This window comes from Pseudomonas sp. FeN3W, from assembly GCA_030263805.2.
GTDB classification, from domain to species: Bacteria; Pseudomonadota; Gammaproteobacteria; order Pseudomonadales; family Pseudomonadaceae; genus Stutzerimonas; species Stutzerimonas stutzeri_G.
In genome coordinates, this window is the sequence record CP136010.1 from 1,224,728 (window position 1) to 1,239,433 (window position 14,706).

Here is a 14,706-nt window from a genome sequence, read left to right on the forward strand (position 1 = left end):
GTGGGTCGAGGCCAGTTCGGATGAACATGGCTGCGAGACAAGGCGCTGCGACGAGTCGGGCTATGGTGAGGAGCAGCACGGTATCGGGGCCATGGGCGCCGACTTGACCGACTGAACTTACCAAACAGGCCACTAACGGCTCAGCGCCTGGCTGGCGTCAGCAGGCGGCGTGCTTCGCGCTGGGCATCCTCGTCCAGTTCGACCAGCCATTGCGGTTTGCCCGCCACCAGCACAGCCACCGGCAGCCCATCGCGAAACAGAATCCGGTTAGCCGCCAAGGCCGGCACCTTGACGCCCGGCAACAGGGTGCCGAGCTGATTGAGCGGATCGACCGCGGACACCGCCAACATCTCGCCGCTCAGCGGTCGCTTGCGCACCTCGCGCAGCAAGCCAAGCGCCTCCGGCAAGGCGAACTGCTCGCCCGCCACCGCCGCGACAAAGCGCCCGCCGCGAATCTCGCCACGGGCTTCCAGCCGGTGGTAGACCCGCAACAGGTCGCGCCAGGGCGGCAGCCAGTCCGCTTCGCGTGCCAGCAGGCGCCAGCACACCACGCCGTAACGGCGCAGCAGCACATGGGCGATGTGTTCCAGCGCCTCGGCATCGAACGCCCGTGTTCTTGCCTCCGCGTCGCCCGCTCCAGACTTGCGCACCAGCGCCCAGCGACCGGCGTCGTCCATGCCGCCGATAAAGGCACCACCTCGGCTTCGCCGGGCCGTGCGCGAGCGCTTGCTCGCCGGCGCCAGCAATGCGCGCAGACCGGCGAAGCTGTCGGCGTTCACCAAACCCACCGCCACCAGCTCGCCAAGGGCATCTTCCAGCTCGCTGCGCAGCAGATGCGCGTCGTGCTGCAGCTCGTCGAAGAACAGCGCGCCCTCGGCTTGCAGGCATTCGAGCACCCGCTGTGCCCGTGAAGACAGTTCCGGCGCCGGCGCGTCGCTGGCCAGCGCATACCAGGTCGGTAACTGACGCCGCGGCAGCAGCACGATCGGTGTGCCGCGCACCGGCCCGCCGCTGGCCTTGAGGCGCCCGGCCAGCCGCGTCCAGACAATGCGACCGGAGCGGCACAGCTCGTCCAGCCAGGTTCCGCCATAGTCCTTCAGGCGCGACGGCAAGAGATCGGCTTCCCACGCCGCGGCGGCGGCCTGAAAGCCCTCCAGCTGCTCGACGACCGTGGCCAGCGCCTCGCGCCCCTGCATGCGCGTAGTCGCGGACAGATGCTGCCAGTCAGCAAGAAAGCGCATGAAATCGACACGCTCGACCGGCTCGATCTCCCGCCGCAGGCGCTTGACCGTGTAGCGGTGGATACGCGCCAGCAGATGCCGCTCGCACCACTCGTCCTCCACTGCGCCAGCGCTGAAGCGCCCGCGCATCACGTAACCCTGACTTTCCAGACGGATCAGCGCCGCCGCGACGGCAGAAGCCGGCAATGCCAGCGGCCGCGCGATCAACGGCACCGGCAGCGGGCCGAAGCCACTCAGCCGGGCGCGGATCAACTCGACCAGTGCGGCATCTTCCTCGATCGGCTGGTCGTAGCCGAGAGGCGCCTGCAGGTGCGGCTCGAACGGGGCTTGCGGATAGACCGCGCGCAGCAGCATCAGGCGCTCGAGCGGCAGCCACAGGGCGCGGTCGTGCGCCACCTGCATGCGCGTCGCGCGGCCGCCACGGGCCAGCTCGGCCAGCCATTCGCCCCATTGCGGCTGCGCGACGGTCTCGGCTTCGGCAATGCAACCGAGCGCCGTCAGCGCCTCGTGCACCTCGTCGGCATTGCGCGCCTCGGGCCAGGCCTCCTCACGCACGGCGGCGATCGCATCCGGGTCCAGCGCACCCAGATCGTCAGCCGACTCCGGATCGCTCCAGCGCCGCGCGAGTACCGCCTGGGTGCGCCGCTCTTCCAGCGGTGCATCGTCGAGAAAGGCATAAGGCCGCGCGCCGAGAATCTCCATGGCCAGCGGCGACGGTGCCGGCAGATCGCACGCCAGCAGCTCGATCTCGCCGCCTTCCATGCGCCGCAGCAGCGCGAGCCAGCCTTCGCTGTCCATGGCCTCGTGCAGGCAGTCGTCGAGGGTCTGGCGCACCAGCGGATGATCGGGAATCTCGCGCTCGCCGACGATGTTTTCCAGGCAGGCGACCTGGTCGGGGAACACCGTGGCCAATAGATCCTCGCTCTTCATTCGCTGCAGTTGCGGCGCGACCTTGCGCCCACCAGCCATGCGCGGCAGCGCCAGTGCCGTGGTAGCGATCCAGCGCCAGCGCACGCCGAACAGCGGCGCATCCAGTAGTGCCTGAATCAGCACCTGCTCGGCGCTGGCCGAATGCAGGTAGCGCCAGACTTCCGCCAGCGCAAAGCTGTGACTGGTGGACAGCGAAAGAATGATGGCGTCTTCGGTGGCCGCCGCCTGCAGTTCGAAGTTGAAGGTGCGACAGAAGCGCTTGCGCAGCGCCAGCCCCCAGGCGCGATTGATGCGGCTGCCATAGGGCGAGTGAATGACCAGCTGGGTGCCGCCGGACTCGTCGAAGAAACGCTCCATCACCAGCCGCTGCTGAGTCGGCAAGGCCCCTAGTGCGGAGCGGGCACGCGCCAGGTATTCGGCGATCTGCCGGGCGGCGGTTTCCGCCAGGCCGAGGCTGCCGGTCAGCCAGTCGATGGCGGGCGACAGGTCCACCCTGCCCACCGCCGCCCCCTCACCCCAGCCCTCTCCCCGCGGGGGAGAGGGAGCCTGGTCCGCGGCTGGGACAGGCAGGGACGCTTGTTCATCACCGACGCTTGGGGCTTCGTGGCTTTGAGCAGCAGTCGCAACCCTTCCGGTGCCCGGCCCTTCGTCATTCGTTCCAGCAGCCTCGGCCTGCCCCCTCTCCCCCTCGGTGAGAGGGTTGGGGCGCCCGGCGTAGAGGGGAGGAGCACCTTCAGCCAACCGCCGATCGATCTCGTCACGCAGCCGCGCCACGGCGAAGGACAGCTCGTCGCTGCGCCCCGGTGCCTCGCCCAGCCAGAAGGGAATGCTCGGCGGCATGCCCTGGGCGTCCTCGACACGCACCCGCCCGGATTCGATCTTGAGGATGCGATACGACGTGTTGCCCAGCTGGAACACGTCGCCGGCCAGGCTCTCCACCGCGAAGTCCTCATTCACCGTGCCGATGTTCAGCCCCTGCGGTTCCAGCAGCACGGCATAGTCGGCGTTGTCGGCGATGGTGCCGCCGGAGGTCAGTGCGGTCAGCCGACCACCGCGTCGGCCACGCAGGCTGCGCGTCGCGAGATCACGGTGCAAGTAGGCGCCGCGGGTGCCATGGCGGGTGGTGTAGCCCTCGGCGAGCATCCGCAGCAGTGCCTGGAAGGTCGCTTCGTCGAGCGCGGCATAGGGCATCGCGCGGCGAAACAGCTGCAACAGCTCCTCCTCGACCCACTCACGACAGGCCACCTCCGCGACGATCTGCTGTGCTAGCACGTCCAGCGGTGCATCCGGGATCTTCAACGTATCCAGTTCACCGCGGCGCACCGCGTCGAGGAGCGCGGCGCATTCGATCAGGTCGTCGCGGGAGCTGGGAAACAGCCGCCCCTTGGAGACCCCGGCGACCTGGTGCCCGGCCCGCCCGACCCGCTGCAGAAACGCCGAAATCGAGCGTGGCGACCCCAACTGGCAGACCAGCTCGACATCACCGATGTCGATGCCCAGCTCCAGCGAGGCAGTGGCCACCAGCACCCGCAGCTCGCCGCGCTTGAGCTTCTGCTCGGCGCTCAGCCGCTGCTCGCGGGCCAGGCTGCCGTGATGCGCGGCGACCACCTCTGCGCCCAGCCGCTCGGCCAGATGCCGGGTGGTGCGCTCGGCCATGCGCCGCGTGTTGACGAACACCAGCGTGGTGCGGTGTTCGCCAGCCAGTGCCGCGAGGCGGTCATACACCAGTGACCAGGCATCGTTGCTCATCACCGCTTCCAGCGGCACCGGCGGCACGTCCAGCGCCAGGTCGCGGGCGCGGCCATGGCCGATGTCGACGATCTCGCACGGCCGCTCGACGCCGACCAGAAAGCGCGCCACCGCATCGATCGGCTTCTGCGTCGCCGACAGCCCGACCCGCACCAGCGGCCGATTGCAGAGCGCTTCCAGTCGCTCCAGCGACAGCGCCAGATGGCTGCCGCGCTTGTTGCCGGCGATGGCATGGATCTCGTCGACGATCACGCTCTGCACATCGGCGAGCATTTCACGCCCCGAGGCCGAGCCAAGCAGCACATAGAGCGATTCCGGCGTGGTGACGAGGATGTGCGGCACGCGCTTGCGCATGGCGTTGCGCTCGGCCTGCGGCGTGTCGCCGGTACGCACCGCGGTGCGTATTTCCAGTGGCGGCAGGCCCAGGCGCGCCAGCTCCACAGTGATCCCGGCGAGCGGTTCTTCCAGATTGATATGGATGTCGTTGGACAAGGCCTTCAACGGCGAGACGTAGAGCACCCGCGTCGCGTCGTCCAGACCACCCTCGGCCAGCCCCTGCTGCACCAGACCGTCGATGGCGGCGAGAAAGGCGGTCAGGGTCTTGCCCGAGCCAGTGGGCGCGGCCACCAGCGTCGAGCGTCCCGCACGGATCAGCGGCCAGGCAGCCGCCTGGGCCGGCGTGGGTGCGGGAAAGCTGCGGGAAAACCAGCCCGCCACGGCGGGGTGGAAACGGCCAAGCGGATCGACGGATGACGTGGTCATGCCGATGAATATGGTGGCGCCCAAGCCTTTGCACAAGCGACAGCCGGTCGGCGGTAGGGAAACGGCCGTCGCATATGGCGGTCAACTTGAAACATCCGCAACGCAACGGAGATGACCATGACCACTACCCCGCTCAGCCTCGACAACGCCATGCAACTGGCTTCGGAAGCCTTCCTGCCCTGCGGTTGCGTGACCAGCGCCAACCCCGAGGACGACAGCTTCGGTTTCACCGTGATGAACGGCAACGGCGAGGAAATCACGCGGGTAGCGCAGGTGCGCGACTACGCCGATCCGCTGCGCATGGCACAGGTGATCGAGCAGACCCGCCAGGAGCTGATCGACAAGGGTTGCACCCTGGAACCCTGGAACATGCCCTTTATCACCGACGACAGCGCCATTCCGGAAACCACGCCGAACTACTGAGGAAGGGCCATGAGCGATCCCGTGCTGCTGATCACCGGTGCCTCGTCCGGTATCGGCGCGGCGACTGCACGCTTGGCAGCGGCGGCCGGCTACCGTTTGGCACTCGCCGCACGCTCCGAAGACAAGCTGCAGCACCTGGTCGATGAGATCGGGCCGCAGCGCGCCCTCGCCATTCGCTGCGACGTGACCGATTACGCCGAGCAGCAGGCCATGGTGCGGCGCGTGCTGGATCACTATGGCCAGCTCGATGCCGTCTACGCCAATGCCGGCATCCCCGGCAGCGACGGCGGCTTCAGCGGTGCCGATCCCGAAGTCTGGAAAACCATGCTGCTGACCAACGTCTATGGGGTCGGTCTGACCCTGCGCTGCACGCTGGCTGCGCTGAAGGCCAGCCGCGGCCATCTGCTGCTCACCGGCTCGGCGGCCGGGCGCTTCGTCATTCCCGGATCGATGTACAGCGCCAGCAAATGGGCGGTGACCGGGATAGGACTGAGCGTGCGCGAAGAACTGCGCGGCAGCGGCGTGCGGGTCACACTGATCGAGCCGGGCATGGTCGACACGCCGCTGTTCGACGAGCCGCCGCCCTACGCGCTGCAAGCGGAAGACGTTGCCCGCGCAGTGGTCTATGCCCTGGCGCAGCCGGCCCACGTCGACGTCAACGAAATCCTCATTCGCCCGGCACCGCCCATCGACAGCTAGAAGCCACTCAATCATGCCGCGCTCAGAAACCTGAGCACGCGCAGGGCCACTTTCTTCGCCATCGCCTGGGTCCATCGCGATTGCATTCGCAGCATAGGCGTCACGGCAGCAGGCCCTGTAGCGGCAGAAACTTTTGCCCGCCGTGCCGGGTCGCTATGGGAGGCCGTTTCGGTCGTCAAACCCGAGGGGGACAGCCATGGGAAATCTGGCAGAGCAGCCACATTCGCATCCGGTACTCGCCGAACTCGACCTGTTGCTGCAGCGTTACCGGCAGGTTCGCGCCACCAGCGAGGCGATCTGCACGCCGCTGCAGGTCGAGGATTACGTCATCCAGAGCACGCCGGAAGTCAGCCCACCGAAATGGCACCTGGCGCACGTCAGCTGGTTTTTCGAGACTTTTCTGCTGTTGCCTTATCTACCCGGCTACCGGCGGCTGAACGAGGCCTACGACTACCTGTTCAACTCCTATTATCAGACCCATGGCCTGCCCTTTCCGCGGGCGCGGCGCGGTGTCCTCTCCCGCCCCGGCGTGGATGAGATCTATCGCTATCGCCGGCACGTCGACCAGGCGATGGGCGAACTGCTGAGCAATCCGCCGCGCGAGCAGGCCGCCGAAATCGTCCGCCGCGTCGGACTGGGTCTGCAGCACGAGCAGCAACACCAGGAACTGCTGCTGATGGACATCAAGCACATCCTCGCGCAGAACCCGCTGCATCCGGTCTATCGCGACGATCTCGCCCAGGCCAGACCCAGCAGCCCCGAGCGCCCGCGCTGGCACGAATACGCCGGCGGCGTACATCACATCGGGCATGCCGGCAGCGATTTCGCCTTCGATTGCGAAACCCCGCGACATCGCCAGTTCGTCGAGGATTTCCAGCTTGCCGAACGGCTGGTGAGCAACCGCGAGTACCTGTCGTTCATCACTGACGGCGGTTATGCCCGTCCGGAGCTATGGCTGTCGGACGGCTGGGACTTGATCCAGCAGGCCGGCTGGAACGCGCCGCTGTACTGGTTGCGCGAGGATGCCAGCTGGCACGAGATGACCCTCGGCGGCCTGCGGCCGCTGGACCTGGAAGCGCCGGTCTGCCACATCAGCTATTACGAGGCCGATGCCTTCGCACGCTGGGCCGGTGCGCGGCTGCCGAGCGAAGCCGAATGGGAAGTCGCCGCCGCCGACCAGCCGCTGCGCGGCAACTTCCTCGAAAGCGACTACCTGCAACCGGTCGCCGCGCCGCCCGGTCACGACAGCCCGAGACAGCTGTTCGGCGATGCCTGGGAATGGACCGCCAGCGCCTACCTGCCCTACCCGGGTTTCCGGTCGCTGGAGGGCAGCCTGGGGGAATACAACGGCAAATTCATGTCCGGCCAGATGGTCTTGCGTGGCGGTTGCTGCGCCACGCCGGAATCCCACGTGCGGGTCACCTACCGCAACTTCTTTCAGCCGGCCATGCGCTGGCAGTTCGCCGGGCTGCGCCTGGCCAGAGGGCTCTGAACATGGCGCTGGCAATTCACTTTCACGATCAGCTGCAACAGCCACACGACTCCTCGCTGCGCGACGAAACCCTTTCCGGGTTCGCCGCGAGCCCGAAATGGGCCTCGCCGAAGTTCTTCTATGATCGCCGCGGTTCCGAGCTGTTCGAGCAGATCTGTCAGCAACCCGAGTACTACATCACCCGCACCGAGGAGCAGATTCTCGCCGAGGCGGCCAACGACATCCTCGACATCGCCGGCCCTCACAGCGACCTGATCGAGCTGGGCAGTGGCGCCAGCCGCAAGGTACGCCTGCTGCTGGAGGCGCTGCACCCGACCAGCTACCTGGGCATCGATATTTCCGAGGACTTCCTGCTCAGCAGCACCCAGCGCCTGGCGGCGGACTACCCGTGGCTGGAGGTGCATGCCGCCTGTACCGACTTTTCCAACGAGCTGAACCTGCCGGATGATTTTTCCAGCGAGCACCCGCTGATGTTCTTCCCCGGTTCGAGCATCGGCAACTTCACCCCGGGCGAGGCCGCAGCCTTTCTGCAGCGTCTGCACGATGTGCTGCCGGCCGGTGGCGGCCTGGTGATCGGCGTCGATCTGGTCAAGGACCGCGCAGTGCTGGAGGCGGCCTACAACGACCGCGCCCATGTCACCGCGGCCTTCAACCTCAATCTGCTGCAGCGCATCCGCAACGAGCTGGACAGCGACATCGACCCGTCACGCTTCGTCCATCGCGCCTTCTTCAACGAGGCCGAATCGCGCATCGAGATGCACCTGATCAGCCCCGATGCCCAGGACGTGACCATCGAAGGCCGGCGCTTCCATTTCGATGCGGGGGAAAGCCTGCACACCGAAAACTCCTACAAGTACACGCTGGAATCCTTCGCCGCCCTGGCCGATGCCGCCGGCTTCGCCTGTCGTGGCCAGTGGACCGACCCGCGCGGGCTGTTCAGCGTCAACTACCTCGAGCGACGTTGAACATGCCAGCACGTGCCTCCACCCTGTTCACCCTCGGCCTCGGGTTATTGAGCGCCCTCGCCGCCTTTCCGGCAGCTGCAGAAGACCCCATCCGCATCACCCAGCTCAAGCGCTGCGGCGACCTCTTCGCCGAGGATTCGCTGGGCTGGTGCCTGAGCGCCAAAGGCCTGCCCCGCGGCGAGGTGCAGCTGTACCTCAACGGCGAGCCAGTGGCGGCCGACAAGCTCCAGCGCGACGGCGAGCAGCTGCGCCTGAGCCTTGCGCCGAATGCGGTGCGCAGCGGCCCGCTGTGGCTGGAACGCGACGGCCAGCGCAGCAATCCGGTCTGGCTCTCGGCCGGTCGCAGCCAGGTGCTCGCCGCCACGCCCGATGAAGTGGCGCGCAACATGGATGACCTGACCACCTATGTCGACCTGGTCAGCCTGATCATCGAGGAGGACCACAAGGGGCTGGAAAAGGCCCGCCAGCTTGCCAAGAAGTACGGCGCCGAGGTGGTCGGGGCCATCGCCCCGCTGAATACCTACCAACTGCGCTTGCCGGTGACAGACCTGACCGAACGCGACGCCATGGTGCTGCGCCTGGGCAACGAGGAAGGCGTGGATGCCGTGGTGATCGAGGAATCGGCCGCCGAGAACGACGAGCAGGAAACCGGCAAGACCAGGGATCAGAAGCGCCCGCAGAACCGCGAGTGGGCCGCCAACCGCTTCCTCGATGCGGTGGATTACTACCGCGAACGCATTCCCGCCGGCCAGCGCGCCGGGGAAGAACAGCCGGTGCGTATCGGCATCATCGAACGCGCGGTGGATTTCGATGCGGCGCATTTCGCCGAGTACCTCGAACCCTGCGATCCACGGCAGCAGCGCACCTGCCTCTACGCCCGCGACGCCGACCGGCCGGACAATCACGGCAGCAGCGTCGCCGGCATTCTCGCCGCCCATGCCAGCGATGCCCGCGACCAGGGCTTTCTCAGTGCGCTGGACGGCACCGGGCCGGGCTTCGAGGTGATCGTCGAGCGCAACTCGGACGCCGGCATCACGGCCAACGTCGCGGCCTCGGTGAATCTGGTCGAGGACGGCGCGCGCATCCTCAACTGGAGCTGGGGCATTCACCGCATCGGTACGGTGGATGTGGAAGGCGAACCGGTGGACTCGCTACTGCGTTCAGGGATAGCCATGAGCGGCTACGAGGAGCTGCTGGAGGAATTCTTCCTCTGGCTGCGCCGCGAGCATCCTGACGTGCTGGTGATCAATTCCGCCGGCAACGGCTCGGCCCACTCCGGGCGTGACGACTATCGGCTGCCCTCCTCGTTCATCACCGAGCAGCTGCTGGTGGTCGGCGCCCACGAGCGCAACGACCGGAAGAAGGTCTCGGTGGAGCATCCCGACTACGTGCGCAAGCGCAAGTCATCCAACGTCGACATGCGCGTGGACATCACCGCCGCGGCCTGCACCCGCGCCGCCACGCACGATCCCGAGCAGCGCGGCGACGTGCATTGCGGCACCTCCTATGCCACGCCGCTGGTTGCCGGTGCGGTGGGCGCGATGCTGTCGGTCAATCCCGCACTGGAGCCAGATCAGGTGCGCGAACTGCTGCGCCGCAGCGCCATGACCATCGGCCGTGATTCGGATTTCGAACCGGCCGAGGCGGATGACCTGACTGCACCGATCCTGCCGTCCGAGCGCGGCTATCGGCTGGATGATCGCGACGTCGGCCGCTCGGCGCGGCTGGACATGCGCAAGGCGCTGGAGCTGACCGTGGAAAGTCTGAAGAACTCGCGCTAGGGTCTGTTCCCGTTTCATTCGCGGCCGCGCCGGAGCCCGTTTTACCGCGAGGCAAGGCACGAGATGCGAAGTTTAGTCGCCTAAATAAGCCATCGAGTAACGCCGCATCGCGGTAAAACAGGCCCGGCCCTTCGGGTTGCGCGGGAAATAGCCCCCACTGTCGTTGCAGGACTTGGCAAGGGAATGACCATTACCTGCGTCCTGCGCCTAACCGGGGGCTATTTCTCGCAGCAACGCGGCTCGCGATGAAACGGGAACAGACACCTAGGCGCTTACTCCATATCGCCGCACAGCTCGGCGGCACGCAGCAGCGCGGCGGTCAGCGCGTGGCGCTCCCATTGCGCAAGGGCGGCGAAACGCGAGCGGAATTCCGGTGGCAACAGCGCCGGCGCCTGTTGCAACAAGGCACGACCGCTATCGCTGAGCAGCAGCCACTGGCGGCGACGGTCCTGGTCGTCGCGCTGGCGCTGCAACAGCCCGCGCTCCTCCAACCGATCGATCTGCCCGGAAAGCGTGGCTGCGGTAAGGCTGACGCGCCAGCTCAGGTCACTGGCGGTCAACTGCCCTTCGCTGGCCAGCACCTGCAGGATCATCAACTGCACGGGGCTCAGTCCGCCGTAGCGCGCCAGCCGCTTGGCATGCACTTCGGCGTCCTGCTGCAGCCGGCGCATGGCCTGGAACAGCGGCATCTCGAAGGCTTCCAGCCCGGCACTATTGCTTTTGTTTGAAACTGTTTCATCAGTCATATCCAGCCTTTTCCACAACAACTAACTTTGACATCAAAGCATTTTTTTGTTTTGGTGTAAAAAGCTGACTGACCCGGCCGCATCGGCGCCGCTGCGCTGAACCGAAAGGCTGAACTTCGCGGGTGACGGGCCAGTCACACTCCCCAACGGCAAAACCGGTAAGGACCTTATGTGTGGCATAGCTGGAGAACTTCGCTTCGATAACCGCCCGGCCGATCTGGCTGCGGTTGAACGCATCACCCAACACCTGACTGCGCGCGGCCCCGACGCGTGCGGTTTCCACAGCCAGGGCCCGCTTGCCCTGGGGCATCGACGCCTGAAGATCATGGATCTGTGCGAGGCGTCCGGCCAGCCGATGATCGACTCGGCGCTCGGCCTGTCGATGGTCTTCAACGGCGCCATCTACAACTACCCCGAATTGCGCGCAGAGCTGGAAGGCCTGGGCTATCGCTTCTTCTCCGAAGGCGATACCGAAGTGCTGCTCAAGGGCTTCCATGCCTGGGGCGAAGCGCTGCTGCCGCGACTGAACGGCATGTTCGCCTTCGCCATCTGGGAGCGCGACAGCCAGCAGCTGTTCATCGCCCGCGACCGTCTCGGCGTCAAGCCACTGTACCTGTCGCGCACCGACCAGCGCCTGCGCTTCGCCTCGTCGCTGCCGGCACTGCTCAAGGGCGGCGATATCGCCGGCGTATTGAATCCGGTGGCGCTGAATCACTACATGAGCTTCCACGCCGTGGTGCCGGCACCGGACACCCTGATCGCCGGTATCGAGAAATTGCCGCCGGCCAGCTGGATGCGCGTCGACGCCAATGGCGCGACCACCACCCAGCGCTGGTGGGAACTGCAATTCGGCGCCCGTGAAGAGGAGCGCAACTACAGCTTCGAAGACTGGAAGCAACGCACCCTGGACACCATGCGCGAGGCGGTGGCCATCCGTCAGCGCGCGGCGGTGGATGTCGGCGTGCTGCTCTCCGGCGGTGTCGATTCCAGCCTGCTGGTCGGCCTGCTGCGCGAGGCCGGCGTGGCGGACAACCTGCTGACCTTCTCCATCGGCTTCGAAGATGCCGGTGGCGAGCGCGGCGACGAGTTCAAGTACTCGGACCTGATCGCCAAGCACTACAACACCCGCCATCACCAGTTGCGCATCCAGGAAAAGGAAATCCTCGAACAGCTGCCGGCCGCCTTCCAGGCGATGAGCGAGCCGATGGTCAGCCATGACTGCATCGCCTTCTACCTGCTCTCGCGGGAAGTGGCCAGGCACTGCAAGGTGGTGCAGAGCGGCCAGGGTGCCGACGAGCTGTTCGCCGGCTACCACTGGTATCCGCTGGTGGACGGCGCCGAAGACCCGGTGGCCGCCTACCTCGCCGCCTTCCGCGACCGCAGCTACGAAGAGTACGCCGAGACCGTGCAGCAGCAGTGGGTCCAGGGCGACTTCTCCGGCGACTTCGTCCGCCAGCACTTCGCCCAGCCGGGCGCCGACGCGGCGGTGGACAAGGCGCTGCGCATCGACAGCACGGTGATGCTGGTCGACGATCCGGTCAAACGCGTGGACAACATGACCATGGCCTGGGGTCTGGAGGCGCGCACGCCGTTCCTCGACTATCGTGTGGCGGAACTGTCGGCACGGATTCCGGCGAAATTCAAGCTGCCCGACGGCGGCAAGTACGTGCTCAAGGAGGCCGCGCGCCAGGTGATTCCTGCCGAGGTGATCGACCGGCCGAAGGGCTACTTCCCGGTGCCGGGCCTCAAGCATTTGCAGGGTGCGACACTGAACTGGGTTCGCGAGATGCTGCTCGACCCCAGCCAGGAGCGTGGCCTCTACAACCCGCAGGCATTGGAGAAGTTGCTCGCCGATCCGGACAACCAGCTCACGCCGCTGCGCGGTTCAAAACTCTGGCAGCTGGCGGCGGTCAACCTATGGTTGAGCGAACAAGGCCTTTGACGGTGGCCGATGCAGGCGCCAGGCCACGACGGCCCCGATAACCCGCTCACGAACGGCTGCGGTTGCCACGCGCCACGGGGGCGAGCACATCGCCCCGCCGCTTGCCGGTTCGTGACTTAGCATCAAGGAACGCACCATGCAGAAGTCCCAAGCCTACGGCCAGCGTCTGTTGCGCGGACAGGCTCCGACCTACCAGCGGCTGCAGGCACGCTTCGCCGAGGACGGTCAGGAGGAGCCCTGCGGCCCGGTGATCCTGCATTGCGGCTGGGGTCGCATTCTGGTCGGCCACACCTACTCCGACCCCGCCCAACTCGCTGCCGAACTGCTCAACGAACAGGCCGGCGAGCGCGATATCGCGTTGTACGTCGCCGCCCCGCACCAGGTGCTGTCCTATGCACCGCAGCAACTCTTCCTCGACCCTTCCGATACCCTGCGCATCTGGTTCACCGACTACCGCCCTTCGCAGAAACGTTTCCGCGGCTTCTGCGTGCGTCGTGCCCAAAGCGAAGCCGACTGGCAAGCCATCAACGGGCTTTACCAGGCGCGCGGCATGAAGCCTGTCGACCCGGAGCGCTGCACACCGCGGGAACAGGGCGGCCCGGTGTACTGGCTGGCCGAGGACGAGACCTCCGGGCAGATCATCGGCAGCGTGATGGGCATCGACCACCACCGCGCCTTCAACGATCCGGAAAACGGCTCCAGCCTCTGGTGCCTGGCGGTTTCACCGAGCTGCCCGCGACCGGGCGTCGGCGAGGCGCTGGTGCGTCACCTGATCGAACATTACATGGGCCGCGGCCTGGCCTATCTCGATCTGTCGGTGCTGCACGACAACCAGCAGGCCAAGGCGCTGTACGCCAAGCTGGGTTTCCGCGATCTGCAGACCTTCACCGTCAAGCGCAAGAACAGCTTCAACCAACCGCTGTTTCTCGGCCCGGGCCCGGAAGCAAAGCTCAACCCCTATGCCAAGATCATCGTCGACGAGGCCCGCCGGCGCGGAATCGAGATCGAGATCAACGATGCCGAAGCCGGCCTGTTCACCCTGACCCAGGGCGGACGGCGGGTGCGCTGCCGCGAGTCGCTGTCCGATCTGACCTCGGCCGTCAGCATGACGCTCTGCCAGGACAAGCGGCTAACCCACCGCACCCTGTCCCATGCAGGCATCTGCCTGCCGGCGCAACAACTGGCCGCCGGCCCAAAGGAAAATGCCGCGTTCCTCGCCGAGCACGGCAGCGTAGTGGTCAAGCCGGTGGATGGCGAACAGGGCATGGGCGTCGCCGTGGATCTGCGCGATGCGACCGAAATGGAAGACGCCATCCAACGCGCCCGGCAGTACGACAGCCGCGTACTGCTGGAAAGCTTCCATCCCGGACTGGATCTGCGCATCGTCGTCATCGGTTACGAAGTCGTCGCCGCAGCGATACGCCGCCCGGCGGAAGTCATCGGTGATGGCCGTACCAGCATCGGCTCGCTGATCGAGAAGCAGAGCCGTCGGCGCCAAGCCGCTACCGGCGGCGAGAGTTCGATTCCGCTGGATGAGGAAACCCAGCGCTGCCTGCGCGACGCCGGCTTCGACTTCGAGAGCGTATTGCCGGACGGACACCGGCTCGCCGTGCGCCGCACCGCCAACCTGCATACCGGCGGCACGCTGGAAGACGTCACCGCACAGCTGCATCCCGAGCTAATCGATGCCGCCGTACGCGCCGCCCGCGCTCTGGATATTCCGGTGGTGGGCCTGGACCTGCTGGTGCCGGCGCCGGACCAGCCGGAGTACGTCTTCATCGAGGCCAACGAGCGCGTCGGCCTGGCCAATCATCAGCCGCAGCCGACCGCCGAACGCTTCATCGACCTGCTCTTCCCGCTCAGCACCGCCGGCTGAGCCTGGCGCGACCCGGCCTCATGCCGGGTCGCCGCAGGTCGCTCGCCACTTCGGTTGACTCCACTCTCCGATATTCACTCCATCCGGTGGCTGAAACAGC

General features: G+C 66.6%; 9 protein-coding genes. 7 read left to right on the forward strand and 2 right to left on the reverse strand.

Features of this window, described 5'->3' with window-relative positions:
* Positions 1 to 140: 140 nt before the first annotated feature.
* The gene (locus P5704_005590) at positions 141 to 4,682 is read right to left on the reverse strand and encodes a DEAD/DEAH box helicase (GenBank protein WOF79966.1); all 4,542 of its coding nucleotides are present in this window, start codon (positions 4,680 to 4,682) and stop codon (positions 141 to 143) included.
* 117 nt (positions 4,683 to 4,799) lie between these two features.
* Here P5704_005590 and P5704_005595 point away from each other — a divergent pair, with 117 nt between their 5' ends.
* The 5 genes from P5704_005595 to P5704_005615 all read left to right on the forward strand — a co-directional run bounded on the left by P5704_005595 (position 4,800) and on the right by P5704_005615 (position 10,042).
* Positions 4,800 to 5,105 carry a hypothetical protein gene (locus P5704_005595; protein WOF79967.1) on the forward strand — a complete coding sequence of 102 codons (306 nt, stop codon included), beginning with the start codon at positions 4,800 to 4,802 and terminating at the stop codon, positions 5,103 to 5,105.
* Between the two features lie 9 nt (positions 5,106 to 5,114).
* Positions 5,115 to 5,804, forward strand: coding sequence for an SDR family oxidoreductase (locus P5704_005600; GenBank protein WOF79968.1), 690 nt, complete (start codon positions 5,115 to 5,117; stop codon positions 5,802 to 5,804).
* 196 nt (positions 5,805 to 6,000) lie between these two features.
* Positions 6,001 to 7,296 carry an ergothioneine biosynthesis protein EgtB gene (gene egtB / locus P5704_005605; GenBank protein ID WOF79969.1) on the forward strand — a complete coding sequence of 432 codons (1,296 nt, stop codon included), beginning with the start codon at positions 6,001 to 6,003 and terminating at the stop codon, positions 7,294 to 7,296.
* 2 nt (positions 7,297 to 7,298) lie between these two features.
* The gene (egtD, locus tag P5704_005610) at positions 7,299 to 8,261 is read left to right on the forward strand and encodes an L-histidine N(alpha)-methyltransferase (protein WOF79970.1); all 963 of its coding nucleotides are present in this window, start codon (positions 7,299 to 7,301) and stop codon (positions 8,259 to 8,261) included.
* 2 nt (positions 8,262 to 8,263) lie between these two features.
* A complete protein-coding gene (locus P5704_005615) occupies positions 8,264 to 10,042 on the forward strand; it encodes a S8/S53 family peptidase (GenBank protein ID WOF79971.1) in 1,779 nt (592 codons plus the stop codon).
* 272 nt (positions 10,043 to 10,314) lie between these two features.
* Here P5704_005615 and P5704_005620 read toward each other — a convergent pair whose 3' ends face one another.
* Positions 10,315 to 10,788, reverse strand: a complete 474-nt coding sequence (locus tag P5704_005620) for a MarR family transcriptional regulator (protein ID WOF79972.1) — start codon at positions 10,786 to 10,788, stop codon at positions 10,315 to 10,317.
* A gap of 169 nt (positions 10,789 to 10,957) precedes the next feature.
* Between P5704_005620 and P5704_005625 the strand changes: the two genes are divergently transcribed.
* Both P5704_005625 and ngg read left to right on the forward strand, forming a co-directional pair.
* Entirely contained in the window at positions 10,958 to 12,730 is a 1,773-nt protein-coding gene (locus P5704_005625; protein ID WOF79973.1) for an N-acetylglutaminylglutamine amidotransferase, read from the forward strand.
* Between the two features lie 136 nt (positions 12,731 to 12,866).
* Positions 12,867 to 14,606 (forward strand): N-acetylglutaminylglutamine synthetase, encoded by a 1,740-nt coding sequence (gene ngg / locus P5704_005630; protein WOF79974.1) that lies wholly within the window; start codon positions 12,867 to 12,869, stop codon positions 14,604 to 14,606.
* The last annotated feature ends 100 nt before the right edge of the window (positions 14,607 to 14,706 follow it).

Bases quoted from the DNA above. Each gene is read 5' to 3' on its own strand.
- P5704_005590 (WOF79966.1), bottom strand. From the start codon at position 4,682: ATGACCACGTCATCCGTCGATCCGCTTGGCCGTTTCCACCCCGCCGTG.
- P5704_005595 (WOF79967.1), top strand. From the start codon at position 4,800: ATGACCACTACCCCGCTCAGCCTCGACAACGCCATGCAACTGGCTTCG.
- P5704_005600 (WOF79968.1), top strand. From the start codon at position 5,115: ATGAGCGATCCCGTGCTGCTGATCACCGGTGCCTCGTCCGGTATCGGC.
- egtB (WOF79969.1), top strand. From the start codon at position 6,001: ATGGGAAATCTGGCAGAGCAGCCACATTCGCATCCGGTACTCGCCGAA.
- egtD (WOF79970.1), top strand. From the start codon at position 7,299: ATGGCGCTGGCAATTCACTTTCACGATCAGCTGCAACAGCCACACGAC.
- P5704_005615 (WOF79971.1), top strand. From the start codon at position 8,264: ATGCCAGCACGTGCCTCCACCCTGTTCACCCTCGGCCTCGGGTTATTG.
- P5704_005620 (WOF79972.1), bottom strand. From the start codon at position 10,788: ATGACTGATGAAACAGTTTCAAACAAAAGCAATAGTGCCGGGCTGGAA.
- P5704_005625 (WOF79973.1), top strand. From the start codon at position 10,958: ATGTGTGGCATAGCTGGAGAACTTCGCTTCGATAACCGCCCGGCCGAT.
- ngg (WOF79974.1), top strand. From the start codon at position 12,867: ATGCAGAAGTCCCAAGCCTACGGCCAGCGTCTGTTGCGCGGACAGGCT.